22 protein-coding genes are annotated in these 26,411 nt (G+C 60.7%); 4 read left to right on the plus strand and 18 right to left on the minus strand.

The genetic code is table 11. The features are described 5' to 3' along the window. Positions 1 to 48: 48 nt before the first annotated feature. The 4 genes from arfA to leuS form a co-directional block, all read right to left on the minus strand. Complete coding sequence (gene arfA / locus AC2LD7_RS18150) at positions 49 to 207, minus strand: alternative ribosome rescue factor ArfA (RefSeq protein WP_484599109.1); 159 nt, start codon at positions 205 to 207, stop codon at positions 49 to 51. A gap of 120 nt (positions 208 to 327) precedes the next feature. Further along, entirely contained in the window at positions 328 to 1,356 is a 1,029-nt protein-coding gene (holA, locus tag AC2LD7_RS18155; RefSeq protein WP_484599110.1) for a DNA polymerase III subunit delta, read from the minus strand. 43 nt (positions 1,357 to 1,399) lie between these two features. Next, positions 1,400 to 2,005, minus strand: a complete 606-nt coding sequence (locus tag AC2LD7_RS18160) for an LPS-assembly lipoprotein LptE (protein WP_484599111.1) — start codon at positions 2,003 to 2,005, stop codon at positions 1,400 to 1,402. A 44-nt stretch (positions 2,006 to 2,049) separates the two neighbouring features. Then, a complete protein-coding gene (leuS, locus tag AC2LD7_RS18165) occupies positions 2,050 to 4,656 on the minus strand; it encodes a leucine--tRNA ligase (protein ID WP_484599112.1) in 2,607 nt (868 codons plus the stop codon). Between the two features lie 258 nt (positions 4,657 to 4,914). Between leuS and AC2LD7_RS18170 the strand changes: the two genes are divergently transcribed. Continuing rightward, the gene (locus AC2LD7_RS18170; protein ID WP_484599113.1) at positions 4,915 to 5,367 is read left to right on the plus strand and encodes a hypothetical protein; all 453 of its coding nucleotides are present in this window, start codon (positions 4,915 to 4,917) and stop codon (positions 5,365 to 5,367) included. Positions 5,368 to 5,433: 66 nt separating this feature from the next. Continuing rightward, the gene (locus tag AC2LD7_RS18175; RefSeq protein WP_484599114.1) at positions 5,434 to 6,207 is read left to right on the plus strand and encodes a YdcF family protein; all 774 of its coding nucleotides are present in this window, start codon (positions 5,434 to 5,436) and stop codon (positions 6,205 to 6,207) included. A gap of 133 nt (positions 6,208 to 6,340) precedes the next feature. Here AC2LD7_RS18175 and lnt read toward each other — a convergent pair whose 3' ends face one another. The 10 genes from lnt to AC2LD7_RS18225 form a co-directional block, all read right to left on the minus strand. Continuing rightward, positions 6,341 to 7,852, minus strand: coding sequence for an apolipoprotein N-acyltransferase (lnt, locus tag AC2LD7_RS18180; protein WP_484599115.1), 1,512 nt, complete (start codon positions 7,850 to 7,852; stop codon positions 6,341 to 6,343). A gap of 200 nt (positions 7,853 to 8,052) precedes the next feature. Beyond that, complete coding sequence (locus AC2LD7_RS18185; RefSeq protein WP_484599116.1) at positions 8,053 to 8,901, minus strand: HlyC/CorC family transporter; 849 nt, start codon at positions 8,899 to 8,901, stop codon at positions 8,053 to 8,055. A gap of 38 nt (positions 8,902 to 8,939) precedes the next feature. After that, on the minus strand, positions 8,940 to 9,392 hold the full coding sequence (ybeY, locus tag AC2LD7_RS18190) for an rRNA maturation RNase YbeY (protein WP_484599117.1): 453 nt from the start codon (positions 9,390 to 9,392) through the stop codon (positions 8,940 to 8,942). Beyond that, complete coding sequence (locus tag AC2LD7_RS18195) at positions 9,385 to 10,392, minus strand: PhoH family protein (RefSeq protein WP_484599118.1); 1,008 nt, start codon at positions 10,390 to 10,392, stop codon at positions 9,385 to 9,387. Before AC2LD7_RS18195 ends, ybeY begins: the two co-directional genes overlap by 8 nt. Before the next feature lie 263 nt (positions 10,393 to 10,655). Next, positions 10,656 to 11,984, minus strand: coding sequence for a tRNA (N6-isopentenyl adenosine(37)-C2)-methylthiotransferase MiaB (gene miaB, locus AC2LD7_RS18200; RefSeq protein ID WP_484599119.1), 1,329 nt, complete (start codon positions 11,982 to 11,984; stop codon positions 10,656 to 10,658). 216 nt (positions 11,985 to 12,200) lie between these two features. Then, entirely contained in the window at positions 12,201 to 12,725 is a 525-nt protein-coding gene (locus AC2LD7_RS18205) for a tetratricopeptide repeat protein (RefSeq protein WP_484599120.1), read from the minus strand. A 121-nt stretch (positions 12,726 to 12,846) separates the two neighbouring features. Next, positions 12,847 to 13,476 (minus strand): hypothetical protein, encoded by a 630-nt coding sequence (locus AC2LD7_RS18210; protein WP_484599121.1) that lies wholly within the window; start codon positions 13,474 to 13,476, stop codon positions 12,847 to 12,849. Then, positions 13,476 to 14,765 carry a glutamate-1-semialdehyde 2,1-aminomutase gene (hemL, locus tag AC2LD7_RS18215; protein WP_484599122.1) on the minus strand — a complete coding sequence of 430 codons (1,290 nt, stop codon included), beginning with the start codon at positions 14,763 to 14,765 and terminating at the stop codon, positions 13,476 to 13,478. The genes AC2LD7_RS18210 and hemL overlap by 1 nt, the downstream gene beginning before the upstream one ends. A 71-nt stretch (positions 14,766 to 14,836) precedes the next feature. Further along, positions 14,837 to 15,478, minus strand: a complete 642-nt coding sequence (thiE, locus tag AC2LD7_RS18220) for a thiamine phosphate synthase (protein WP_484599123.1) — start codon at positions 15,476 to 15,478, stop codon at positions 14,837 to 14,839. Between the two features lie 8 nt (positions 15,479 to 15,486). Then, positions 15,487 to 16,281 carry a hydroxymethylpyrimidine/phosphomethylpyrimidine kinase gene (locus tag AC2LD7_RS18225; protein WP_484599124.1) on the minus strand — a complete coding sequence of 265 codons (795 nt, stop codon included), beginning with the start codon at positions 16,279 to 16,281 and terminating at the stop codon, positions 15,487 to 15,489. Positions 16,282 to 16,550: 269 nt separating this feature from the next. Between AC2LD7_RS18225 and AC2LD7_RS18230 the strand changes: the two genes are divergently transcribed. Then, entirely contained in the window at positions 16,551 to 18,494 is a 1,944-nt protein-coding gene (locus AC2LD7_RS18230; protein WP_484599125.1) for a sensor histidine kinase, read from the plus strand. Between the two features lie 241 nt (positions 18,495 to 18,735). Then, positions 18,736 to 20,385 carry an acyl-CoA dehydrogenase family protein gene (locus AC2LD7_RS18235; RefSeq protein ID WP_484599126.1) on the plus strand — a complete coding sequence of 550 codons (1,650 nt, stop codon included), beginning with the start codon at positions 18,736 to 18,738 and terminating at the stop codon, positions 20,383 to 20,385. Positions 20,386 to 20,446: 61 nt separating this feature from the next. Here the strand turns inward: AC2LD7_RS18235 and AC2LD7_RS18240 are convergent, their stop codons facing one another. The 4 genes from AC2LD7_RS18240 to AC2LD7_RS18255 form a co-directional block, all read right to left on the minus strand. Continuing rightward, positions 20,447 to 21,163 (minus strand): M48 family metallopeptidase, encoded by a 717-nt coding sequence (locus AC2LD7_RS18240; protein WP_484599127.1) that lies wholly within the window; start codon positions 21,161 to 21,163, stop codon positions 20,447 to 20,449. Beyond that, complete coding sequence (locus tag AC2LD7_RS18245; protein WP_484599128.1) at positions 21,163 to 24,276, minus strand: type I restriction endonuclease subunit R; 3,114 nt, start codon at positions 24,274 to 24,276, stop codon at positions 21,163 to 21,165. The genes AC2LD7_RS18240 and AC2LD7_RS18245 overlap by 1 nt, the downstream gene beginning before the upstream one ends. Further along, a complete protein-coding gene (locus tag AC2LD7_RS18250; protein ID WP_484599129.1) occupies positions 24,273 to 25,664 on the minus strand; it encodes an ATP-binding protein in 1,392 nt (463 codons plus the stop codon). The genes AC2LD7_RS18245 and AC2LD7_RS18250 overlap by 4 nt, the downstream gene beginning before the upstream one ends. Then, the coding region (locus AC2LD7_RS18255) for a restriction endonuclease subunit S (RefSeq protein WP_484599130.1) at positions 25,661 to 26,411 on the minus strand (751 nt) is incomplete at its 5' end. The genes AC2LD7_RS18250 and AC2LD7_RS18255, both read right to left, overlap by 4 nt.

The following is a 26,411-nucleotide window of genomic DNA, read 5'->3' on the forward strand; positions in this document are numbered from 1 at the left end:
GCAAGTCATCGGCACGTGACCTTAACACGCTTTGAATTGCTTGGCTTTTTAAGCCGCCAGAAGGACCGAAGCCTCCCAGTTGGTGGACTGGGAGGCTCCGCGGCGGTAGCTGCCTTTGCCTTTTTGTGGTTGTTCCTGGCGGCTACGGAACAGAGGTTGTGCCACCAGCGATTTGGCCTTGTTCGGCCGCTTACGATTCTTTGCCATGGTTGTCGCCCTCATGCCTATGGATCAGCACGGCGCATCATAGGCGCTGCTCAAAAAATGTCCAGCAGACTCATGACGACATTAGTTCCGGGGCAGATTCGCTTGTCGCTCGCAACGTAATTAAATACCGATGCGCTGACCGCTCAGCTGCAGGCAGAGCTTGGTCAAGCCGATCCAGGGATCACCCTCGGCCTGCCCCTTGATCTGCTCGTCGATGCGTTGCGCATCCATCAGCAGGCGCTGCCAGCCTGCCGAGTCGTGTCGCTGTAACGCCTTACTGACCAGCGGCTTGCGCTTGTCCCAAACGGGCGGGCGGGCCTGGCTGAAGGCGCGGTCGAGCGGGATGCCCTGGCTGTACTGCTGGGCGATGTTGGCCAGTTGGCGGACCTCCCGGGCCACGGCCCAGAGAATCACAGGCGCTTCGATACCTTCGCCGCGCAAGCCGGTGAGCATCCTCAGAATGTGCTCGGGTTGGCCCAGCAATGCGGCATCGATCAGGCCGAAGACATCGTAGCGGGCGCTATCGGCGACGGCGGCCTGCACGGTCTCGGCAGTCACCTGGCCACCTTCGGCAAGGAGTTTGAGTTTTTCGATTTCCTGCGCTGCGGCCAGCAGATTGCCCTCGACGCGCGCGGCAATGAGCTCCACGGCTTCCTGGTCGGCGGCCAGTCCGGCCTGGGACAGACGTTGGCGAATCCACTGCGGGAGCTGCTGGGCATCCACCGGCCAGATCTGCAGGAACTGTACCTGCTTGCCGTCGATCAGCGCCTTGGCCCATTTGGTCTTCTGCGTGTTGCCGTCGAGCTTGGGCAGGCTGATCAGCAGCACGGTATCTTCGGCAGGCCGCGCGAGGTAATTGATGATTGCCGAAGCACCCTTGTCGCCGGGCTTGCCATTAGGGATGCGCAGCTCCAGCAGGCGCTTCTCTGCAAATAGCGAAAGGCTGGAGCCGGCCTCGATGAGTTGTCCCCAATCGAAGCTGGCCTCGACGTTGAGCACTTGGCGCTCGCTGAAGTCCTGCTGCCGGCAGGCGCTGCGAATAGCATCGCAGGCTTCCTGGCAAAGCAAATGCTCGTCACCGCTGACCACATAGACCGGCGCGAGCGAGCCTTGCAGATGCTTGGCGAGTTGGGCAGGGGAGAGCTTCATGGCATCGGAAGACCGAGAGCCACCAAAGGTAGCTCCCGGTTCGTCACTGAATCGGCAGTTCGACTGGGGATTGCTGCGGTTGCGAGCTCTGCTCGCGTATCTGCGCTTCGATGGCCTCGGCTTCGGCGCGTTTTTTCGCCTCGGCTGTCTGCTGCAACTGGTCGAGCTGCGCAGGCGTAATGCCGCGGATGCGCATGCTCAACTGTTGCAAGAGCTCACGGCGCATCTCCTGGCGCAGCTGATTGGCTTCCTGGTCGGAGCCGATCAGGTTGCTGCTGTCGTGTACGTAAACCTTCTGTACTTCGACGCTGTCTTGCAGCAGAACGGTATTCTGCGGGCCGCGGAATTCATAATCGAGAATACTGGTCAGTTCGTATTCGGCACTGCGCGCCGAGCTGGTGTAACTGGCCGTGCGCTGACGACTCTGTTCGCGGACCAAATCCAGGGTGTAACGAGCACCAGGGTAGACGCGTACGCCGTTATCCTTGAGCAGCTCCTCGAGCTGTTTGGCGGTTTCTCCATAGCTGTTGCGTGCCTGCAGATTGAGCTCCTCGAGGGCGAAGCTGGTGTCGCCGGTTCCGCGTAGCTGGAAGCCACAGGCACTCAACAGCAGGGCCAGGCCAGCCACCATGAGATTGCGTTTGATCATCTTGTTATCCCCTTGCCAGCCTTGGCGCAGCGCGCCAGGCGAAATCAGTTAGCGACGATATTGACCAGTTTGCCCGGCACTACGATGACCTTGCGAATCGTCAGGCCCTCGGTGAAGCGCACTACGTTTTCGTTGGCTCGCGCGCTAGCCTCGACCTCTTCCCGCGAGGCGCTGGCTGGAACCTCGATTTGCCCGCGCAGTTTGCCGTTCACCTGCACCACCAGGGTCAGGTTGTCTTGCACCAGCGCCGTCTCGTCGACCATCGGCCAGCGTGCGTCGATGACCGCGCCGGCATGGCCCAGGTTGCGCCAGAGCTCATGGCAGATGTGCGGCGTGATCGGCGCCAGCAAAAGGGCGACAGCCTCCAGTCCTTCCTGCATCAATGCACGATCGTGTTCGCTGATCGTTGCGGCCTTCTCCAGCACGTTCATGAGAGTCATGACCTGGGCGATGGCGGTGTTGAATTTGTGGTGCTGACCAACATCCTGGCTCGCCTGCTTGATCGCCAGGTGAATGGCGCGGCGTACGGCCTTCTGCTCGTCATCGAGACTGGTGACGTCCAGCTTGCCGACCGCACCGGCGCTGACATGGGCGTGAGCCAAACGCCAGACGCGGCGCAGGAAGCGGCTCGCGCCCTCGACGCCGGAATCGGACCACTCCAGGCTCATGTCCGGCGGCGAGGCGAACATCATGAACAGGCGGCAGGTATCGGCGCCGTAGGTGTCAATCATCGCTTGCGGATCGACACCGTTGTTCTTCGATTTGGACATCTTCTCGGTGCCGCCGATTTCCACCGGCAGCCCGTCACTGGCGAGCTTGGCACCGATGACCTTGGCCTTGGCGTCGCGCTCGACGATGACGTCGGCCGGGTTGAACCAGTCCTTGCCACCGTTTTCCAGGGTGCGGTAGTAGGTGTCGGCGATGACCATGCCCTGGGTGAGCAGGTTCTTGAACGGCTCGTTGGAACTTACCAGCCCCTCGTCGCGCATCAGCTTGTGAAAGAAGCGCGCGTAGAGCAGGTGCAGGATGGCGTGCTCGATACCGCCGATGTATTGGTCCACAGGTAGCCAATGGTTGGCCGCAGCGGGGTCGACCATGCCCTGGTCGTAATGGGGCGATGCGTAACGCGCAAAATACCAGGACGACTCGACGAAGGTGTCCATGGTGTCGGTTTCACGCTTGGCTGCGGTGCCACATCTGGGGCAGCTGCAATCATAGAATTCCGGCATGCGCGCCAGCGGCGAGCCGGCGCCATCCGGGACCACGTCTTCGGGCAGCACCACCGGCAGTTGGTCTTCCGGCACCGGCACGTCGCCGCAGGCTTCGCAATGGATGATCGGGATCGGACAACCCCAATAGCGCTGACGGCTGATGCCCCAGTCACGCAGGCGGAACTGGGTGCGGGCCTGGCCGAGGCCTTTTTTCTGCAGGACGACTTCCATGGCGTCGAACGCGCCGTCGAAGTCCAAGCCATCGAACACGCCTGAATTGATCAGCTCGCCATGTTCGCCATAGGCGTCGCTCCACGGTGCAGGCGTCTCGTCACCGGCACTGGTGCGTACGACCGGTTTGATCGATAGATCGTATTTGGTGGCGAAGGCGAAGTCGCGCTCGTCATGGGCCGGCACGGCCATCACCGCGCCTTCGCCGTAATTCATCAACACGTAGTTGGCGACCCACACCGGCAGCAGTTCGCCGGTCAATGGATGCTGCACGCGAAAGGACGTGGCGAGGCCTTTCTTTTCCTGGGTGGCGATGTCGGCTTCGGCAACGCCGCCGCGCTTGCATTCGTCAATGAAGGCTTGCAGCTCGGGATCATTCTGGGCGGCGAGGGTAGCCAGCGGATGCTCAGCTGCCACCGCAACATAGGTGGCGCCCATCAGCGTATCCGGACGGGTGGTGAATACCTTCATCACGCCTTCGCTGCCGATACTGGCGACGTCGTAAGGGAAGCTGATCTCCATTCCGCGCGACTTGCCGATCCAATTGCGCTGCATGGTCTTGACCTGTTCCGGCCAGCCGTCCAGCTCGTCCAGGCTCTCCAGCAGCTCATCCGCGTAGGCGGTGATCTTGAAGTAGTACATCGGGATTTCGCGCTTCTCGATCAGCGCGCCGGAACGCCAGCCGCGGCCGTCGATGACCTGTTCGTTGGCCAGTACTGTCTGATCGACCGGGTCCCAGTTGACGGTGCCGTTCTTGCGGTAGATCACGCCTTTTTCATACAGACGGGTGAACAGCCACTGCTCCCAGCGGTAGTAGTCGGGCTTGCAAGTGGTGACTTCGCGCGTCCAGTCGACCGCCAGGCCCAGGCTTTTCAGCTGGGTGCGCATGTAATCGATGTTCTCGTAGGTCCACTTGGCCGGCGCGACCTTGTTCTTCATCGCCGCGTTCTCGGCCGGCATGCCGAATGCATCCCAGCCCATGGGCTGCAACACGTTCTTGCCCTGCATGCGCTGGTAGCGGGCGATCACGTCACCAATGGTGTAGTTGCGCACGTGGCCCATGTGCAGCTTGCCGCTGGGGTAGGGGAACATCGACAGGCAATAGAAGGTGTCTTTGCCTGGCTGTTCGCTCACTTCAAAGGATTTCTGCGAGTCCCAGTGGGATTGCGCGGCGGCTTCGATTTCACGGGGCTGATACTGTTCGTGCATGGCTACTGGCATTGAAAAAGAGACTGGCTGTTCGCAGAGCAGCGACGGGCTGCGGTAATGCCAAGTCGAAACCTGGCAAAGACGGCGGCGCAACGGGCTGGATGCGAAAGCATGGAAGCGCCGTAGCATACATGACCCCCCGCGACCGAGGGAAACCTGATTTACCGGCGCTGCGCGGCCCCGTTGGTCGCGGGCGGCGTGAGTGTTCAAGTCTGAGCTACGCTTGTACTGGGGGTGGGACGAACAAAGAGGTGAACCATGGGTAGAGAGCGCCAAGCGAATGAGGGCAACCTGTACGGACGTGTGCTGCAGCGGCTGACGTTGGCTCTGGAAGAAGCAGAACGAGCAACCGACGCAAACGATAGCGCGGCGACCGAATTGGAAGTCGCCGGGTTGACGCCTGCGGAGTTCGATCTGATCCGCGCCTATTTGCAGCAGGATTCGCAATGGCTTTCGGGCTGGCACGCGGCCGCGGAAGAGCAGGCGCAGCTGGTGCGTCAGGCGACGCGGCCAGCCTTGCGCAATGTATTGCGCCATCACCCGGTTAAAAGGAGCAAACAGGCTCCTCTGTCGCTCCAGCAGGCAATGAGTTGTGCGCTTTGCGGCGCTAGCGTCAACTGGCCCGAAGGCGCCGGCGCGGTAGGGTGTTCAGTCTGTGGTTCGCAATTGCTTCGTGCCCGGCAACGTCTGCATACCTATCCCAAACACTGACCTATTCGCCCCGACAACACGCGTTTCGGCAGGTAGAGTGGCAGCCCCGACACGCTGGAGCTGGGCATGCCGATTCGCTATTTCTTCAAACAATTGCTGCTACCGCCGGGCGGCCTGTTACTGCTGTTGCTCGCCGCCTGGTGGCTGCGGCGACGCTCGCCGCGGTTGGCGGCGCTCTGCTTTGTGCTGGGATTCGGCGGGCTGTGGCTGATGAGCTTGCCGATTACCGTGGAGTGGGCGGCGCGCGCGCTGGAAAGCGAGGCGGCATTGGATCGGGCAGATTGGCGCGATCTGGACCGGACAGCGCAGGCCATCGTGGTGCTCGGTGCCGGGCGTGAGCAGGCCGACCCTGGCTGGGGATCTGATCAGCCCAGCCATATTGCCCTGGAGCGGCTGCGTTACGCATCGCGGCTGGCCAAGGCTTCTGGCCTGCCGATTCTTGCCAGCGGCGGGCTGCACTATGGTCAGCCACCGAGCGAAGCCCTGTTGGCAGCCGAGGCGTTGCAGCGCGACTTCGCCACGCCGACACGCTGGTTGGAAGAGCGCAGCCGTACCACTTGGGAAAACGCGCTGTACAGCGCCGAAATACTCAAGACCGCCGGGGTCGAGCGGATCGTGCTGGTGACTTCGGCCTCGCACATGCCGCGGTCGCGCTGGTGTTTCGAGCAGAACGGTCTGCAAGTGATCGCCGCGCCTATGGGCTTTCTGGGCGTACCCAACGGGCGCCCGTTCGGCGGCTGGCTGCCCGAGTCGAAAGCCGTCTGGCAGAACGGCTTGCTGCTCAATGAGGCGGTGGGGATGCTGGTGTATCCGATTCTTTACGAAGGAAATGTCGATTAAAAGCGCTGGAGGCTGGAGGCCGGACGAAGAGGTCGCGCTGGCCGCAAAGTGGGTGCTGCCCACCGAGGCGCTGGTTGCTCGTAATCTGGCGGGTTTCCACCCGCCCTACGACTCTGTCCAGCCTCTAGTGCTGTTATCGGCTTTTTCGCCTGAGAACCGCGCAGCTCAACAGCAACACGCAAACGATGATCAACGGCCATGAGCGCCACTGCAGGAATGGCGTCAGTCCCTGCATGGGCGTGACCTCGCCGTAGAGTACGGCTTCTTCGAACGCCGGGATCTGCTCGACGATGCGACCATATGGATCGATCAACACCGTGACGCCATTGTTGGTGGCGCGGATCATCCAGCGCCCCGCTTCCAGCGCGCGCATCTGGGCCATTTGCAGATGCTGTAGCGGCCCGATGGAATGACCGAACCATGCGTCGTTGCTGACCGTGAGCAGAATGTCGCTCTGCGCCGCAAGGCTGGCGGCGAACTCTGGATAAACCACCTCGTAGCAGATGAAGGGCGCTATCAGGTAGCCCTTAGCCTGCAGCAGAGCCTGCCCCCGCTCACCGCGGGCAAAGTCGGACATCGGCAGATCGAAGAAGGCGATCAGGCCGCGCAGCAGATCCTGCAACGGCACGTATTCCCCAAAAGGCACCAGTTTCTGCTTGAGATAGGTGCCCTGGGCATCTCCAGCGGTGGTCAGGCCGTTGTAATAACGTAGCTCGCCATCAGCGTTGGGTTGGCGTACCGGCACTCCGGTGATCAGCGCCGACTGTCGCTCCTCGGCGAAGCGGCTCATCATCGTCAAATAGCCTTCGGCGTGCTCCTTGAGGATCGGTACGGCAGTTTCCGGCCAGACGATGAGGTCGACGGGGCGGCTGCGAAAGGTCATGTCGCGGTAGAGCAACAGCTGCATCTCGAGCTTCTTCGGGTCCCATTTGATGCTCTGTGCCACGTTGCCCTGCATCGCGGCGACCGTGATCGGCTCCGCTTTAGCGGTTGTCCAGGCATGCTGTCGGATGCCCAGTGCGCCGCCCCAAAGGGCAAGCAGCAGAACCAACGCGCCGATCAGCGCGCCTTTATGCGCCAGCAATCGTGGCAGTTCGACCAGCAGGGTCGCGGTCAGCGCAACCGCAAAGCTCAGCAGCCAGACGCCGCCAAGGGCAGCGAGCCCAGCCAGTGGCCCGTCGAGCTGGCTGTAGCCGGCATACAGCCAAGGAAAGCCGGTCAACACCCATCCGCGTAAGGCATCCAGCACGAGCCACAGCGCAGCGAATACCAGCGCGTTGAGCAGGGGCGACGCTGTCTGTCTCAACCAGCGTGACCAGATCCACCCCAGCAGGGCGAAGAACAACGCCAAACCTGCGACGAACCCCAGCGTGAGCGCGCCAGCGAGCAATGGCGGCGCAGCACCGAAGTCGTGGATGCTGACGTAGACCCAGCTGACGCCTGAGGCGAACAGGCCGAACCCGTAGCACCAGCCGCGGCCAGCCGCCTGCTTCGGAGCCAGTTCGCGTAGACCGAAATAGATCAGCCCGATCGACAGCAAGGCCAGTGGCCAGATGTCGAAAGGTGCGAGTGACAACGTAGTCAAAGCCCCTGCGGCGAGCGCCAGCAGGTTGCCCGGCCAGCCGGAGCGGGTGATCCACTGCATCGGAAAAATCCTTAAAGGCGACAAAAAGCTGAAAGACGATTAAAAGCGCTGGAGGCTGGAAAGCTGGACGATGAAAGCAGCTGAAGCCGGGGTTTGGAGTTGGTTGAAAAAAGATTGGACTGGATCAGTGGTGGGCCGAACGCTGTCCAGCCTCCAGCCTCCAGCCTCCAGCCTCCAGCCTCCAGCCTCCAGCCTCCAGCCTAGCGGCTTTCGCGTTCGGTGCGGGTCAGGCGCAACATGTGCACGCGGCGGCTATCGGCGTTCAGTACGCGGAAGCGGAAGCCGTCTATCTCGGTGACCTCGTTACGCTTGGGCAGATGGCCGAATGTACTCATGACCAGACCGGCGACGGTGTCGAATTCTTCGTCGGGAAATTCGCTCTGGAAGAACTCGTTGAAGCTGTCGATCGGCGTCAGCGCCTTGACCAGAAAGTCGCCGCTGGGCAATGGGCGGATATAGCTGTCTTCCTCGATGTCATGCTCGTCTTCGATATCGCCGACGATCTGTTCGAGCACGTCTTCGATGGTCACCAGACCTGCAACACCGCCGTACTCGTCGATGACGATGGCCATGTGGCTGTGGTTGGCGCGGAACTCGCGCAGCAGCACGTTGAGGCGCTTGGATTCAGGCACGAAAGTGGCCGGACGCAGCAGATCCTTGATATCGAAGTTGTGCTGTTCATCTTGCAGAATCAGCGGCAGCAGATCCTTGGCCAGCAACACGCCGATCACTTCGTCGAGGCTGTCGCCGACAACCGGGTAGCGCGAATGCGCGGCGGAAATGATCGCTGGTAGAAACTCTTTCGGTGACTGATCGGCCCTGATGCTCATCACCTGCGAGCGCGGCACCATGATGTCGCGCACCTGCAGGTCCGCGACCTGGATGGCGCCCTCGACGATCGCCAGGGCTTCGTTGTCCAACAGTTTGTTTTGGTGGGCGCTACGCAATACTTCCAGCAGCTCCTCACGGTTTTTCGGCTCATGGGCAAAAGCCTGGGTGATTTTCCCAAACCAGGACTTTTGCCCGTTGCTCGATCGGTCTTCGCTCATGTCTTTGACTCAATGGTCCTTGCAGTTGCCCGTTCGGGCTATTCGTCGGCGTAGGGGTCAGGATGACCCAGCTCCGCCAGCAGTTGACGTTCGAGGCTTTCCATTTCTTCGGCTTCGTCGTCGTCGAGGTGATCGTAGCCGAGCAGGTGTAGGCAGCCGTGAATGACCAGATGCGCCCAATGCGCCTGCAGCGCCTTGCCCTGTTCGGCGGCTTCACGCTCGACCACCGGTACGCAGATCACCAGATCGCCGAGCAGCGGGATATCTAACAAATCGTCCGGCACATCGGCCGGGAAGGACAGCACGTTGGTGGCGTAATCCTTCTGCCGCCAGGTGTGGTTCAGCTCGCGACCTTCGGCTTCGTCGACCAGGCGGATGGTCAGCTCCGAATCCGCGGCGCGCTGGCGCAGGGCCAGTTCGCACCAGCGGCGTAGCTCTGCTTCGTCAGGCCTTGCGCCGTTGCTGGCGCATTGCAGATCGAGCTCAATCACCGGTGTTTTCCTGAGTCGCCCGCTTGTTGGTTTGGGCTTCTTTACCTTCGAATGCCTCGTACGCCTCGACGATGCGCTGCACCAGCGGGTGACGCACCACGTCCTTGGGTTTGAAGTGAGTGAAGCTGATGCCGTTGACGTCCTTGAGCACTTCGATCACATGCGCCAGCCCGCTCTTGGTGCCGCGCGGCAGGTCGACCTGAGTGATGTCGCCGGTGATCACCGCGGTCGAGCCGAAGCCGATGCGGGTCAGAAACATCTTCATTTGTTCCAGCGTAGTGTTCTGGCTTTCGTCGAGGATGATGAAGCTGTTGTTCAGCGTGCGACCGCGCATGTAGGCCAGTGGGGCGATTTCGATGACCTGCTTCTCGATCAGTCGCGCCACATGCTCGAAACCGAGCATCTCGTAGAGCGCGTCGTACAGCGGACGCAGATAGGGATCGATCTTCTGCGCCAGATCGCCGGGCAGGAAGCCGAGTTTCTCGCCGGCCTCGACGGCCGGACGCACTAGCAGGATGCGGCGAATCTGTTCGCGCTCCAGTGCGTCGACGGCGCAGGCAACGGCCAAATAGGTCTTGCCGGTACCGGCCGGGCCGATGCCGAAGTTGATGTCGTTATCGAGGATGGCTTGTACGTAGCGCTGCTGATTGGCGCCGCGCGGGCGGATATTGCCCTTGCGCGTGCGCAGCGAAATGTTCGGCGTGGTGGACGGATTGGCCAACTCCTCCATGCCTGATTCCTGCAGGAACAGATGGACCATACCAGGCGACAGCTCGGTGTTCTTGGTCTCGCGGTACAGGCGGCGCAGGAGGTTTTCCGCAGATTTAGCCACATCGGTCGGGCCGACCAGTTCGAACTGATTGCCGCGGTTGCGGATCTCCAGCTCCAAGCGCTGTTCGATCAGACGCAGATGCTCGTCGAACTGACCGCAGAGATTGGCGAAGCGGTTGGCTTCAAAAGGTTCGAGGGTGAAACGATGAGGTTCTATGGGGGCGTTCAAGGGCTTTTGTTTGACCTGCTCTGCATAAGGGTTTGGTGAGAATAGCGCCGCGCAGCGAAAAAAGCAGCGCTCTGGAGTAGCTGCAAAAAAGCCAAAAGACGATTAAAAGCGCTGGAGGCTGTAAAGCTGGACGATGAAAGGCAGCTGAAGCCGGAAGCTTGGAGGTAGAGAAATTGGACGGAATCGGTGGTGGGCCGAACACTGTCCAGCCTCCAGCCTCCAGCCTCCAGCCTCCAGCCTCCAGCCTCCAGCCTCCAGCCGCTTCACTCCAATAACGTGCCGCGCAATGAGTGCGGTAGAGCGTCGTCGATGTGCACGTCGACGAACTGGCCGATCAGCCGCGGGTTGTCACAACGGAAATTAACAATACGGTTGTGCTCGGTACGGCCCTGAAGCATGCCTGGGTCCTTCTTAGAGTAATCCGTGACCAGAATACGCTGCTGCGTGCCCACCATCCGTCGGCTGTTCTCGAAGCCCTGCTGGTTGATCCGCTGCTGCAGGATCGCCAGGCGCTGCTTCTTGACCTCATCCGGCGTTTCGTCGATCAGGTCCGCTGCCGGAGTGCCGGGCCGCGAGCTGTAGACGAAGGAGTAAGAGAAGTCGAAGCCGATATCTTCGATCAGCTTCATGGTTTGCTCGAAGTCTTTCTCCGTCTCGCCGGGGAAGCCCACGATGAAGTCCGAACTGATCAGAATGTCCGGTACTGCTGCCTTGAGCTTGCGAATCCGGGACTTGTATTCCAATGCCGTGTGGTTGCGCTTCATCGCTGCGAGGACGCGGTCGGAGCCGGCTTGCACCGGCAGGTGCAGGTACTTCACCAGTTCCGGCACCTCGGCGTGGGCCTGGATCAGTGCGTCGGAAAACTCCAGCGGGTGGCTGGTGGTGTAGCGGATGCGGTCGATGCCATCGACAGCTGCCACCACGCGAATTAGTTCGGCCAGGTCGGCGGTGCGGCCGTCATGGGTGGCGCCGCGGTAGCCGTTGACGTTCTGGCCGAGCAGCGTGACTTCACGGACGCCGTTTTCGGCCAGGTGGATGACCTCGGCCAGCACGTCGTCGAACGGCCGGCTGACCTCTTCGCCGCGGGTGTAGGGCACCACGCAGAACGTGCAGTACTTGCTGCAACCTTCCATGACCGAGACGAAAGCAGTCGGCCCGTCGACGCGTGGCTCCGGCAGGTGGTCGAATTTCTCGATTTCCGGGAAGGAGATGTCCACCTGCGGTTTTTTTGTGGTGCGTGCCGCGTCGATCATTTCCGGCAGGCGGTGCAAGGTCTGCGGGCCGAACACCACGTCTACGTAGGGCGCACGGTCGCGAATCGCCGCGCCTTCCTGGCTCGCCACGCAACCGCCGACACCGATGACCAATAGCGGATTTGCCAGTTTCAGTTCACGCCAGCGCCCCAGCTGGGAGAAGACCTTCTCCTGCGCCTTTTCACGAATCGAGCAGGTGTTGAGCAGGATCACGTCGGCTTCTGCCGGATTTGCAGTGATCTCGAGGGGTTGCTGCTCGCCCAGCAGGTCCACCATGCGCGAGCTGTCGTACTCGTTCATCTGGCAACCGTGGGTTTCGATATAGAGCTTGCGGGTCATGTTACGGGCCGGCGTTGTGCAAAAAATGACCGGCGATTATACGGCCAGGACGTGGACGATAAAAGTGGAAGCCGGCAAAAGCCGAAAGACGATTAAAAGCGCTGGAAGCTAGAAGGTCGGACGATGAAAGCAGCTGAAGCCGGGGCTTGGAGTTGGTAGAAAAAAGATTGGACTGGATCAGTGGTGGTGGGCCGAACGCTGTCCAGCCTCCAGCCTTTATTCACCGGCCGTTTGCAGGTCCATCAGGTAGTCGCGAAAGATTTGTCCGAGGACCTGAGTGGCGATTTCCAGCTCGTCGCGGCGCATCTGCGCCGAGACACGATCAGCGGTGTCCAGTGCTTCCTCTTCGCCGTTGACCGCCGACATCTTCAGCACCACGTAAGCCTGTACGTTGTTTGCCGGCACGCCTTCACCGCGAAAGAACATCACGCCAAGGCGGTGTTGGGCGAGAGCGTGACCCTGCAACGAGGCCTGCTCGAACCAGTGCAATGCTTTGGTCAGGTCGCGAGGCGTGCGGCGACCGTCGTAATGGTACTCACCGAGCTCATAGGCAGCCTGTAGGTCGCCTTCGCTGGCGGCCTGCTCACAGGCGCGCAGGGCTTCATGCATCGCTTCCGGGGCGGTATTCAGAGCGCAGCGGGAAGTCGCCGGGATCAGCAACGAATTGCCGCCCGCCATGGCCAGCAGGGGCGTGAGGAGCAGCAGGCAGCCAAGGGTGAGGCTGCGGCCGGTGCGAGTCATGAATCAAGGCGCCTCGAAGATCAGGGCGGTGACTGAAAGTCCGGCGCAAAACGAGCCGACCATCACATTATGGATAAGCCGTCGCCGGCTTACAAAGGCTTTGATGGCCGCGCCCAGCTTTTTATGCGGGTGCAGGGGTCTCCTCGCGGAGATTGCCAGGCAGATGTAGCAACAGCCAGGCGATGATCGGGCTGGCGAACGCCAGGCAGAGTTGTTGATAGGGGCCGAGTGGGTTGCTGCCGAGCGGCAGGCCGGTCCAGGGCAACAGCGCCAGCATCAGAGCGCCGCCAGCCACGCCAGCGGCGGGCTGCAGGCGCGCCGGCCATTGCAGCAGGCCTGCATAAACCACCAGCAGCGCACTGAGCAAGCCCAGCGAAAAGGCGTAGGGCACGCTCCAGCCGAACTGACGAGAGAGTTCGAAGAAGGCGCACAGGCCGATCACTGCGCGACCCCAGGTCGGCCGGCTCCAGATCCATTTGCGACTCAGGGTCAGTGCGACCACGCCGACCAACGGCAGGCCGAGCAGCAGGGTTGCCTGCAACAACCAGCGCTCTGCTTCGAGCGTGTCGAGGCCTAACGCCAGTCTGGCGACAGCGCAGGCGCCGGTCCCGGCTGCCAGGCTGAAGGCAAGTAGGGCGCAGAACAGTGCGGGCTGGTCCGGCTCGCCGTAACCGCGGCGGGACGTCCCGATCCAGACCGCGCTGGCTAGCGCAAACAGCGTCAGCAGTGTCGCTTGCAACAGCTCGGGCATCAGGCTGATTTCAGCTTGGCGAAGGCGCGCTCGGCGGCATCGAGGGTCAGCTGAAGCTCCGTGTCGCCATGCGCAATAGACGTGAAGCCGGCCTCGAATGCGCTTGGCGCCAGGTAGACGCCGCCCTCGAGCATCAGATGGAAGAATTGCTTGAATCGACCGGCATCGCTGGTCATTACATCGTCGAAGGTGACGATATTGTCTGCCTCGCTGAAATACAGGCCGAACATGCCGCCGACTTGGGTGGTGACGAATGCAATGCCTGCTGCCATCGCACGTTCCTTGAGCCCTTGCAGCATACGGGTGGTGTAATCGGTGAGTTCGTCGTGAAAGCCGGGGCGATTGATCAGCTTGAGGGTGGTGAGGCCAGCGGCCATCGCCAGCGGGTTACCGGACAGGGTGCCGGCCTGGTAGACCGGGCCGAGCGGAGCGATGCATTCCATGATTGCGCGCTTGCCGCCGAAGCAGCCGACCGGCATGCCGCCGCCGATGATTTTGCCGAAGGTAGTCAGGTCCGGTGTCACGCCATAGTAGGCCTGAGCGCCACCGAGGGCGACGCGGAAACCTGTCATAACTTCGTCGAAGATCAGCACCACGCCGTGCTTGTCGCATTGCTCGCGCAGCCCCTGCAAAAAGCCAGGCGCTGGCGGCACGCAGTTCATGTTGCCGGCGACTGGCTCGACAATGATGCACGCCACATCGCTACCAGCCTCGGCAAGCATCTGCTCGACGGCTGCCAGATCGTTGAACGGCAGCGTCAGCGTGTGTTTGGCGAACGCGGCCGGCACGCCAGCGGAACTGGGCACGCCCTGAGTCAGCGCGCCGGAGCCGGCCTTGACCAATAGACTGTCGGAGTGACCGTGATAGCAGCCTTCGAATTTGATGATGCTGTCGCGCCCGGTGTAGCCGCGGGCCAGACGGATTGCGCTCATGGTCGCTTCGGTGCCGGAGCTGACCATGCGCATCATGTCCATCGACGGCACCAGACTGCAGACCAGCTCGGCCATCTCGGTTTCCATGGCGGTCGGCGCGCCATAGGACAAACCGTGCTCAAGCTGGCGGCGTACCGCGTCGAGCACCTCGGGATGGCTGTGGCCGAGAATCATCGGACCCCAGGAGCCGACGTAATCGACATAGCGCTTGTCGTCCTCGTCCGTGACGTAGGCACCTTCGGCGTGTTTGAGGAACAGCGGTGTGCCGCCGACGCTCTTGAATGCGCGTACCGGCGAATTGACGCCGCCCGGGATGTAGTTCTGGGCATTGGCGAAGAGGGTTTCGGAACGGGACATGCGGAGCCTCTCGATACGGGAATACGGGAATACAGGTTGTTGGGGGGCGACGATTGCAGTCGGGCAAATGGTCAATGCCTCACGAACAGCTCACTGAACGCGCGCGCGCGGCGTTCGACTTCGCTCGCCGACTCGGCCGCAAACAGGGCGTGCACCACTGCGACGAGACTGGCACCACCGGCTATCAGGCTAGGCGCGTTTTCCAGTTTTACGCCGCCGATAGCTGTTATCGGCAGATTGAAACGCTGGCGTGCCTGCTCGAGCATGTCCAGCGTGGCGGCCGGAGCGCCGGGCTTGGTGTTGGAATCGAAGAACCTGCCGAAGGCGATATAACTGGCACCTTCGCCAACGGCCTGTTCGGCCAGTTCCAGTTGCGCATGGCAGGTCGCGCCGATGATCGCCTTCCTCCCGAGCAAGGCACGTGCGGCAGAAAGCGATCCGTCTCCTTGCCCCAAATGCAGCCCAGCGCCAAGACGCGCAGCCAACTCGGCATCGTCGTTGATGATCAGCTGCGCGCCATATCGCTCACACAGTTCACGCAGCGCCTCGGCCTCGCGCAAGCGACGGGCGTCGTCGTCAGACTTATCGCGGTATTGCAGCAGGCAAGCGCCGCCTTTCAAGGCCGCTTCGGTGTATGGCAGCAGGCGGCCATCGGCGAGCAACGTGCTGTCGGTAATGGCGTAGAGACCGCGCATTTTGGTGGTGTTTTTCATGTGCAGTCTCAGGTCAAGTCCAGCGGCAGCCGGCGAGGTATGTACTGTCCGCGGCCCGGTGCTTCGGCGTCGCGCAGGGTGCGCCAAGTGTAATCGAGGGCGGATTTCACCGCGCTTGCTAGCCCTTCGCCAAGGGCCAGGCGGCCGGCGAGGGCGCTCGCCAGGGTGCAGCCGGAGCCGTGATAACTGCCCGGCAGACGCTGGCAGCTGAAGTCGTGCCGGCTGCCGTCGCGGGAATAGAGACGGTTGTGTACCTCGGTTTCGTCGCCATGTCCGCCGGTAATCAGCAAATGGCGGATATAGGGCAGCAGCTTTTCGGCGCATTCATCGGCGCTGCCCTCAGGCAAGTCCGCGAGTATTCGTGCTTCAGGAAGGTTTGGGGTGGCGATGGTGGCCACTGGAAACAATCGCTCGCGCATGGCATAGCCGACTTCGTCTTTGCCCAGAGCACCACCCCCGCCAGCGCGCAACACCGGGTCGCAAACCAGCGGCACGCCGGGCAGCTTCTGCATGATTTCAAGTACCGTCTCGACCATTTCCACCGAGCCGAGCATCCCCAGCTTGACCGCAGCAACCGGCAGGTCGGTAATGACGGCATTGGCCTGAGCGAGCACCCAATCGCGATCGAGAACACGGAAATCGCTCACATCGACGGTATCCTGCACGGTCAATGCAGTGACGGTCGGGGCCGCGTGACAACCCTGAGCGATCAGGGCCTCGATGTCTGCCTGCAGCCCGGCACCGCCACTTGGGTCGTGGCCGGAAAGGCAAAGAACGACAGGGCGTGAGCAAGGGCCGGTCATCGAAAGGGTTCCCCGAGTGTGTGCGTAGTGGAATTGGCCGGGGCGAGGCACAGCCAGATTTTCGTGGCGTGCGAGCTTATCACCAATCCATCCTGGCCGGCTTGGACGGACCGGTCGATCACATGGCCAAGCTCGACCGCTGGGCAGGACGAAGTGTGCTGTCGGTTCGTTGACTAATGGGTCATGCTAAAGTGCCACCAGTTTTTTAGGGCCTCGTGTCTTCAGGGGAGCCGGATTTTCCTGACGCGGTTCGACAGGTTTCCATCGCTATGCGCCATTTCTTCATATTTATTCTCGGCCTGCTGCCGACATTGGTCAGCGCCGTCGAGCTCGACGAAAACACCCGGCGTTTGCCGCTGGGGCAGGTAATGGCTGTGCTGGAAGACCCCACTCGGGACGCCGGCATCGAGGACGTGCTCGCGCTCGATGCGGCCGGGCGCTTCGTCAGCCATCATGAGGACGTGCTCAACGCCGGCTATTCGCGTTCGGCCTTCTGGTTACGTGTCGATCTGCAGTACCGCGCCGATCAATCCAGCGAGCGCAGCCGCTGGTGGCTGGAGCTGGCTTATCCGCCGCTGGATCACCTTGATCTGTATCTGCCGGATGGCCAAGGTGGTTATTACTTGGCTCAGCAAAGCGGCGACGCACTGCCGTTCAGTGAGCGGCAGATCAAGCAGCGCAACCATTTGTTCGAACTGGAGCTGCCACCCAATCAGCCGCAGCGCATCTACCTGAGGCTGGAAAGCCAGGGTTCGATCCAGGCGCCGCTGACGTTGTGGGAGCCGTTGGCCTATTTAGAAGAGCAATCGGCGCATATCTACGTACTGGCAGTCATCTACGGCGTGCTGCTGGTGATGCTGGTTTACAACCTGTTCATCTACCTCAGTGTCCGTGACCGCAGCTACCTTTATTACATTCTCTATATTGGCTCGTTCGGGCTTTACCAAGTCTCGGTCAACGGTCTGGGTGTGCAGTATTTTTGGCCGGACTCGCCTTGGTGGGCCAATGCCTCCACACCGTTTCTGATCGGTGCGGCTGGCGTCTTCGGGTGCCAGTTCGCCCGCAGTTTTTTGCACACCCGCACGCACAGTCCGTGGATAGACGGGACGCTGATGGCACTGATGGGGCTCGGTGTGCTGACAATGGCGTTGTCGCTGATCTCCAGCTATGCCCTGGCGCTGCGTCTGGCGACCTTTTTAGCGTTGTGGTTCATTCTGGCGATCTTCGTCGCGGGCGTCGTTGCCTGGTATCGGGGAATGCGCGTTGCGCGCTACTTCATGATCGCTTGGACGACTTTTCTGATCGGTGGGCAAATCAACACCCTGATGGTTCTGGGTTATCTGCCGCACACGTTTTTCACCATGTACGCGGGGCAGATCGGCTCCGCCATCGAGGTGGCACTGCTGTCGCTGGCGTTGGCCGATCGGATCAACGCGATGAAGGAAGAGCGCGCCATGATGCTGGAGGAGACGGGCCGCAAACTGGAGGCGATGAACCGTGAGTTGGCTGAAAGCAACCGCCTCAAGGATCAATTCCTTGCCAATGTGACCCATGAATTGCGCACCCCGATGCACGGCATTCTCGGCAGTCTCGACCTGATGCGAACCTTGGAGCTGAACAGCGAACTGGAGCAATACCAACGCATCGCGACGGGTTCGGCGCGCGACATGATGCGGCTGGTCAACGACATACTCGCCCTGACCGAACTGCAGGCCGGCAAGCTCCAGGTGCGCAGGGAGCCGTTCGGGCTGCGGTCGATGATCGACGAGCTGTACATGCTCTACGGAGCCCGTGCGGCGACTCGCGGGTTGAGTTTCGATCTTCAGATGGGCAATCACCTACCCGATGCCTTGGTGGGTGATGTTGCCAAACTGAAGCAGAGCCTCGGCTACCTGCTCGACAACGCCATCAAGTTCACGCTGCAGGGCAGCGTGACTTTGGCGATGACTGGACATGAAGAAGAGCAGTCCCAGTTCGTGCTGGAGGTAGAGGTGATCGATACCGGCGTAGGTTTCGAAGCGCCCACCGATGACTCGCTCTACCAATACTTCCGCCAATTGGACGGCAGCATGACCCGGCAGTACGGTGGCCTCGGCATCGGCCTTTCACTATGTCGGCAGCTTATCGAATTGCAGGGCGGAAGCATTGCCTACCATTCCGAGCCGGGCCGCGGCAGTCGCTTCAAGGTGCGCCTGCCGTTTCAGTTGCCCTGAAGGCTCGACCGGAAATTGCCCCGGCTGCAAGGGGCGCCGAGGCGTATGCGCTTCGCAGGTTGGCCGAAACCGCGCTTTTTCAATGCGAGCATGCGTGCTTCACTTCTCCTCGCGGATCGTGACGAGAGGTGGTCCGCGTCGGCCGGCAATGTCCAGGCGGTGAGCGGAGCGATCCGAGGTAGCACCGCAGCGCGTCTTCAGCCAGGCCGATTGTCGCTTTCGCCTGCCGAGGAGACCCGCCATGAGCCTGCATCAATACGCCGAAACCCATGAGGTGCTGAATCAGGTGCCGCCACTCGATGATGCGAACCTGTATCGCCTCGACCTGCCGTTGCAGGAGTGGGTGCGGCGTTATAAGGGCGGCTGGGCCGAATCGCGGCTCGATACCTATGGCGCGCTGGCAGGCGGCCCCTTGATGACCGCGGGCTTTCTCGCCAACGAAAACAAGCCGACATTCAAGAGTCACGACCGCTACGGTCATCGCATCGACCTGGTGGAGTTTCATCCTGCCTATCACGAGCTGATGCGCACGGCGATCGAACACGGCATCCCCTCGCTGCCCTGGACCGACCCGCAGCCGGGCGCCCAGGTGGCGCGTGCGGCGTTGATGTACCTGCACAACCAGGCCGAGTCCGGCAGCAGCTGCCCATTGACCATGACCTATGCCAGCGTGCCCGCGCTGCGCCTGCAACCTAGTGTCGGCGAGCTATGGTTGCCGAAGATCCTCAGCTGCGAATACGACCCGCGCAATGTATCTATGGAGCAGAAGGCTGGCGTCACCATCGGCATGGCCATGACCGAGAAACAGGGCGGCACCGACGTGCGCGCCAACACCACGCGCGCGCATGCGGCGGGCGCTGGCGGTCCGGGGCAGCTGTACGAGCTGGTTGGGCACAAATGGTTCTGCTCGGCGCCCATGTGCGATGCCTTTCTCACCCTAGCGCAGACCGACAAGGGCCTGTCCTGCTTCCTGCTGCCGCGGCATCGCCCTGATGGCACCCGCAACCAGTTCTACATTCAGCGGTTGAAAAACAAATTGGGCAACTGGTCGAACGCCTCCAGTGAGGTCGAATACCGCGGTGCCCTGGCCTGGATGATCGGCGAGGAAGGGCGCGGCGTGCCGACCATCATCGAGATGGTTTCCTCGACCCGCTTCGACTGCATGATCGGCTCCAGCTCGCTGATGCGACAGGCACTGACCCAAGCCATGCACCACTGCGCGCACCGCCATGTCGGTGGCCGCGTGCTGGCTGAGCAACCGCTGATGCAGAACGTGTTGGCGGATCTGGCGCTGGAAAGCGAGGCGGCCCTGGCGTTGACCATGCGCATGGGCCGCGCGCTGGATAATCCCTTCGATGAGCAAGAAGAAAAGTTCGCCCGGCTGGTCACGGCGATCGGCAAGTACTGGATCTGCAAGCGCGCGCCGGAAATGATCGCCGAGGCCAGCGAATGCCTGGGCGGCGCCGGCTATGTCGAGGACAGCATCATGCCGCGGCTCTATCGCGAAGCGCCGGTCAACTCCATCTGGGAGGGTTCCGGCAACGTGCAGTGTCTGGACGTGCTGCGTGCGCTGTCGAAAGAGCCAGGCGTGCTCGATGTGTTGTTCGCCGAACTCGGCGATGGCCATGGCGATGTGCGCCTCCAGGCTCAGGTAGCCAAACTGAAAACTGTCTTCCGCGATCCCGAAGACATCCAATACCGCGCCCGTCAGCTCACCGAAGACATCGCGGTTACCTTGCAGGCCAAGCTGTTATTGGAAGCAGGCAACGCGGCCGTATCCGACGCTTTTATCGCCAGTCGGCTGGGAGGGCATGGCCGGGTGTACGGGACATTGCCGAGAGGGCTGGATGTCAGCGCGCTGCTGGCGCGAAGTGCGCCGTTTATTGATTAGCTCATAAGCCGGCGAGCGTTACCAGTTCGCTGACCGGCGCAAGCTAACCGACCATCGCACTTCAACATTCCCATTCTTCATGCCGCACAGGCAGGCGGTTCAGTGCGTCTTTAAGCTGCCGCCAGTTCGGCATGAGCCTATCCATCAAACTCAGAAAACGAGCGTTGTGAGTCGGCTCGATCAGATGCGCAAGCTCATGCACCAGTATGTATTCCAGACTCTCTGGAGGTTTTTTTGCTAAGTCAGTATTCAGCCGAATGCTGCCTGCAGCCGAGTTGCAGCTACCCCAGCGGGTTTTCATGCGCTGCACGAAAATGCGCCTGACCTCGACTCCCATCAGCGGCTGCCATTTGGCCAGAAGAGCCGGCAGCTTCGCCCGCAGCTGTTCGCGATACCAACTTTCCAGCAGCGCTTGTCGACGAGCTTCGTCACTACCCGGCCGGAGCTGCAGGATCAGGGTGGAATGCTTCAGCTCGACCGCTGGCGCAGCATCCACTTCGACCACCTTTAGCAAATACCGCCGGCCCCACACCTGGTGGCTTTCTCGGTTCAGATACTCGTGCTCCGGCTCGCGCGGCTGGGCACGCATCTGCCGCTGTTGCGCCTTGATCCAGCTCAGCCGGGAAATGGCGAATGCGCGCAGTGCATCCAGCCCCATGTGCATCGGCGCGGAAATATGCACCCGGCCTTCGGGCGGGTAGACGTACAGATGCGCGTGCTTGTTGTTCTTCCGCTGAACCTCGACCCGGATGCCACCGAGATCAATATGTTCGGCCATCAGTATTCCTGCTGAGCAACGACGACAGGGAACAGCCGCTCGACGTCTTCCACGCTGTTCAACACTTGATACATGGCTTGTTTGACCATCATTTCCTTGGCCTGAATACCTCGCCAGCCATCCGGTCGCGCCTGTTTCACTGCGCTGTCGATCTTCAACGCCAGCTCAAGCACAGCATCCTCGGCGGGCTCACCGTAAGGCGCTCTTGTTTCTGCGGCTCTGTTAGGCGCGAGATTGTTGTACAGCGCCAGCTTGCCAGCGGTATTCAGCGATGGCGGTGTGTCTTCGGCCTTGCCGGCCTGCACCCTGGCCGCCAGCTCGCCGATGCGTTTGAGGTATTCCTCGTATTCGATCGCCCTTTCCTTGCGCAGCTTGATGATCTCATCGAGCAGGGCGGACATTTTCTCAAAGTAGGCAGGATCGGTCAGGTTTTCCTTGATGATCTTACTGCGCACGTTGTTCTCAATGGTTTCGGCAACGGCGCCCGGATTGCCTTTCATCTCGCCCAGTTTCTGAGCGATGGCCTCGGCGATTCCGGTGTTCACGATCAGTTCCAGCAGCCCGATGTTGTCGAAGGGGGAAATCTTGCGCGGCTCGCTGGCCTCGATATAGGTATCGATCAAATGCCGCATGTCCGCCTCGAACGGCTTGATATCGAGCGTCTCGCCGCTGGCCTTACGGATGATCTCACGCAGCGCCAGATACCGTTCCATCGTGCGTTTGATCTGCTCGACTTGTGCCGCGCTGTAGCCCGCCGCTTCCATTTCGTCGGCGACGTTTGCATAGGCACGTAGCAGGGCTACCACCGCTCTGTAGAGCGCGACGCGCTGTGGCTCGCGGTTCCGCAGGTCGTCCGCTATCTCGGTATTGCCGCAAAAGTAATGAATATGGGCCAACTCATCCTTTGGCGGAGCCACCGGCTCGCATAGCAGCTCCAGCGCTTCGAGGGCATCGTCCAGGCGTTCCTTGCTCTGCTTCAGGCGATCATGCAGCAGCACCTCCGGATCAGCGCCGCCAGCGCTGAGATCGAGTTCCGAGGTGTAAACCGCAATGGCATTTTCGACGCGCTTGAACAGATCCTTGTAATCGACGATGTAACCGAAGTCCTTGTCTTCGCCATCCAGGCGATTGGTCCGGCAGATGGCCTGGAACAGGCCGTGGTCCTGCATCGACTTGTCGATATACAGATAGCTGCACGGCGGTGCGTCGAAACCGGTGAGCAGCTTGTCCACCACCACCAGCAGCTTCATGTTGGCCGGCTCCCTGATGAACAGCGCCTTCGCACGCTCTTCATAAGTTTCGGTTTTGGACATGCCCGGCTTGGTTTGCAGGTTCTCCAGCAGCTCGGTGTAGGTGTTGTATATGAACTGCTTGTCGGTTTCGGTATTGGCGCCGGTCTCCTCCAGCGTCACGTCCCTGGCCAGCGGATTGTAGGAGGTGATGACCGCGCACTTGCCCTTGAACATTGTCTTGTTGAACAGAGTGAAGTACTTGCAGGCTTCATAGATGCTGGAAGCTACCAGAATCGCGTTGCCGCGCTGGCTGGAGAGCCGCCGCTTGGTGCTGAAGTCGAAGATGATGTCAGCCACCACACGGTCCATGCGCGACCTGGAGCTGAGCACGTTCTGCATGGTGCCCCACTGTTTCTTCAACTCGTCCTTCTGCCAGCTGTTCAAGGCCTTGGTGCTGTTCTCGAACCACTGGTCGATCCTGTCCGAGGAGCCCAGCCGGGTATCGATGTCCCGCGCCTCATAGAGCAGGTCGAGCACCACACCATCTTCCACCGCTTCGCTGAATTTGTAGGTGTGGATGTAGCCGCCGAACACCTCCAGGCTGGTGGCCTTGTCTTTTTTCAGCAAGGGAGTGCCGGTAAATCCTATGAATACTGCGTTGGGCATCAGTGCTTTCATCACCCGGTTGAGCCGGCCGCTTTGCGTGCGATGGCACTCGTCGACAAACACGAACACCTCGCCCACGGTCGGACTGGGCTGGGCCTGCAACTCTTCGATGAACGCCTCGAAGGCCTTGTCATCCTTTCCTTTGGCCGAGCCGCCGAACTTGTGCACCAGGGAACACAGCAAGCGTGGCCGGGGTTGGCTGAGCTGACGCATCAGCTCCCGCCCGTTGCCGGTGCGACAGATGGCTTCACCGGCATCGTTGAATACCCGTTCGATCTGTTTATCTAGCTCGTCACGGTCGGTGATGATGGCCACGCGGGCGTTCGGGTTGTTTTCCAGAATCCACTTGGCCAGCAACACCATCAGGATGCTTTTTCCAGCACCCTGGGTATGCCAGATGATGCCGCCCTGGCGCTGCTGGACATGCACCTGCGCAGCCTTGATGCCGAAGTATTGATGCACCCGCGGCAGCTTTTTCACGCCGCCGTCGAACAGCACGAAATCATGCAGCAGCTCGATCAGGCGAGTCTTTTCACACATTTTCAGCAGGTACTTGTCCAGCTTGTAGCGGCTGTTGTCCGCCTCGTCTTCCTTCCAGGTCAGGAAGTACTTTTCCTGCGTGCCGGTGGTGCCGTATTGCAAGCCTTCGGAATCGTTGCCGGCGAAAACGAACTGCACGGTGCTGAAGAACCAGGCATTGAACTCCGGCTGCTGGTTGGACAGGCTCTGACGAATGCCGTCGCCCAGGCTGACGCGGCTGTTCTTCAGTTCCAGAACACCGATGGCGATGCCGTTGACGTACAGCACGATATCCGGCCGGCGCTCGAACTTGCCCTTGAGGGTGACTTCCTCGGCAATGGTGAAATGGTTGCTCTGCGGCTCCGCCCAGTTGATCAGGTGTACCGTCTCGGTCACCTTTCCGGCCTCGGTCTTCACCGGCACGCCGTAGCGCAGCAACTGATAAACCGCCTGATTATTGCCGTACGGGCTGCGCTCAGGGTGGCCTGCGTCGGTCTTCAGCTTGTACAGCGCGGCACCGATCTGCCCTGAGCTATAGCCCGCACAGCTCAGGTAGCCGCGCAATGAATCCTCTTCGATATTGCTGTTGTTGGCCCGCTCGGACCAGTCGCCGATGTGCGTATAGCCCAGCTCCTCGGTAAACAGCTTGGCTACGCGGTTTTGTGTCACGCGTTCGGCTTTGCCTATGTCGGTCATTTGAGTACTTCCCAATGTCCTGCTTTGCGCGGGCCGACAAACCTCAAACGACCCTCCTTGACCAGTTTGGCTGCTGCGCGCTCGACCGCGCTGGTGGACTTACCGATCGCTTGTGCCACAACCTCTAGCGTCCATTCCGGGTTGGCGCCAAGTGCCGCCAGAATACGTTCCGGAGTTTTGAGGGGTGTTTCTACCGGCGTTTCTGCCTGCGCTTCTACCGGCGCTTCTACCAGCGTTTCCCCCAGCACTGGACGCGCCGCACCCCCCAACGCCTCGGCCAGTTGCGCCGGGTCGGCGCAGAAGGTCAGCATCAGTCCCGACAGGCTGGTATCGAACAGCGGCGGCGGAATGTCGTGCTTATGGCACTCGCTCAGGATCTTCTCGATGCCCCGCCCCCAGGACTCCACATAACCGGCACGAAAGAACGCCGAAGCCAGCAGCGGATTGAACGGGTGCGACGGATGTTTGGCCAGCAATTGCTGCTGCGTCCAGCGCTCCGGCAACTGGCCGGGGTTCCAGATAACGATCTGATGCTCGTAGACACTGATCTGGATCGGAATGCCGCTGGCGTAATCCTTGTGGATCACCGCGTTGAGCAGCGCCTCGCGCAGGGCCTGCAAGGGGAACAGATAACGCTCCACACGCTGGATGCCTTCATAGCGGATATACGCCTTGAGGTATTTGCTATGCAGCAGCTCCAAAGCCTTTTCAACCTGGGCGAATAGGTCACCGTGGATTTCATCCTGATAGCGCAGATCATCATCGGTGACGAAAAAACCCAGCTTGATATAGGCGCCGGGCACATAACGCTCCGGCTCGGTGCCAAACAGCAACGCGGTGGCGCGTTTCAGATATGCGCCTTCTTCCAGTTGCAGGCTGGCCAGCAGCGCGGTATCGCTGTCTTCGAGTACCGCTTCGTCCACCCGGCCACTTCTGGCGGCGCGGGTACGGAACCCTTGCAGCGCAGCGGGCCGGCAATCTTCGAGCGTCAGCCCCGGCAGCGGCACGCCATCCCAATGCAAACCCTGTTTGCGCAGCAAGAAGCGCGACAGCGCCGCGCCCTTCAGTTCCTGCTTGGTACTGCCGCTGCGGTAGTGATATTCGCCCTTGTAGCTGACTGGGCTGGGGTAGGCCGGTACGACGATTTCCAGCAGCGCCTTGCCTGCTTCTTCACGCAGGCTCACATCCACCATGATGCCCAGCACGTCATGCACCTTGTTGGGGATCTCTTCCAGTAGCCGGGCCGCATCGGCCACGCCCACTGGCGCGCCGTCATCGCTGCGGCCAATTTCCAGCACGCCACCCTCGGCATTGGCGAAACCGCATATCCATTTCAGATACTCGTCGCGCCACGCGGCCTTCCATTCCCGCTGCTGGTGTTCACTCATACCAATCGAATCCTTCCGGTGAGAAGTTCCTGCATCATGCCTTGTTTGATAAGGCGGGCTTTTTGGAGTTGGGTTTCGAGGCTGGTGATTTCGTTGTCCATTGAAAAAAGTACGGAGGCAATGGCGATCTGCTCTGCATAAGAGGGAGCGCTGCACGTAAACTTTAATATTTTGGACACGGAGAGGCCTGGCTGCGCAGATGACTCCGTGTACTTATTCAAGTTCATCCGAGCCAAGACCCCGGAAAGCCAATGCGCATCTACGCCATCTTTTGTAGAAACAACGATTGCATGCTCCGAAGCAAAAAATTTCCCTTCAGCAATCTGAATGTTTCCGCATAAAGCGCCTTGCCTGCCTATGAGAACATAGGTGCCTTCATGCGTAAATCTATAGGTAAACCCTCGCAATCCATTGCCACCAAAACAAGGGAATAAAGAGTGCTCGTCTATATCTAAAGAGGTTATTGCCTCTCCACTTTTCATTTCGCAAATCTCATCCAGCCGCTTGATCTTCCACCCGTCACTAAACCCCGGCAGGCGGCGCTGACCAGTGAGCAGTTCTTGCATCGCGCCCTGCTTGATCTGGTGCTTTTTGGTCAGCAGTTGCTCCAGTGATTCGATCAGTGCATCGGTATCGCTCAGGGCTTCGACGATGGCTTGTTGTTCAGCGAGAGAGGGAGGGAATGCACCTATGGAAACTCTGAAGAAGACTTCCAGATTTTGGCAAAATACCCGGATTCCACCCGCT

It is taken from the genome of Stutzerimonas sp., from assembly GCF_982611455.1.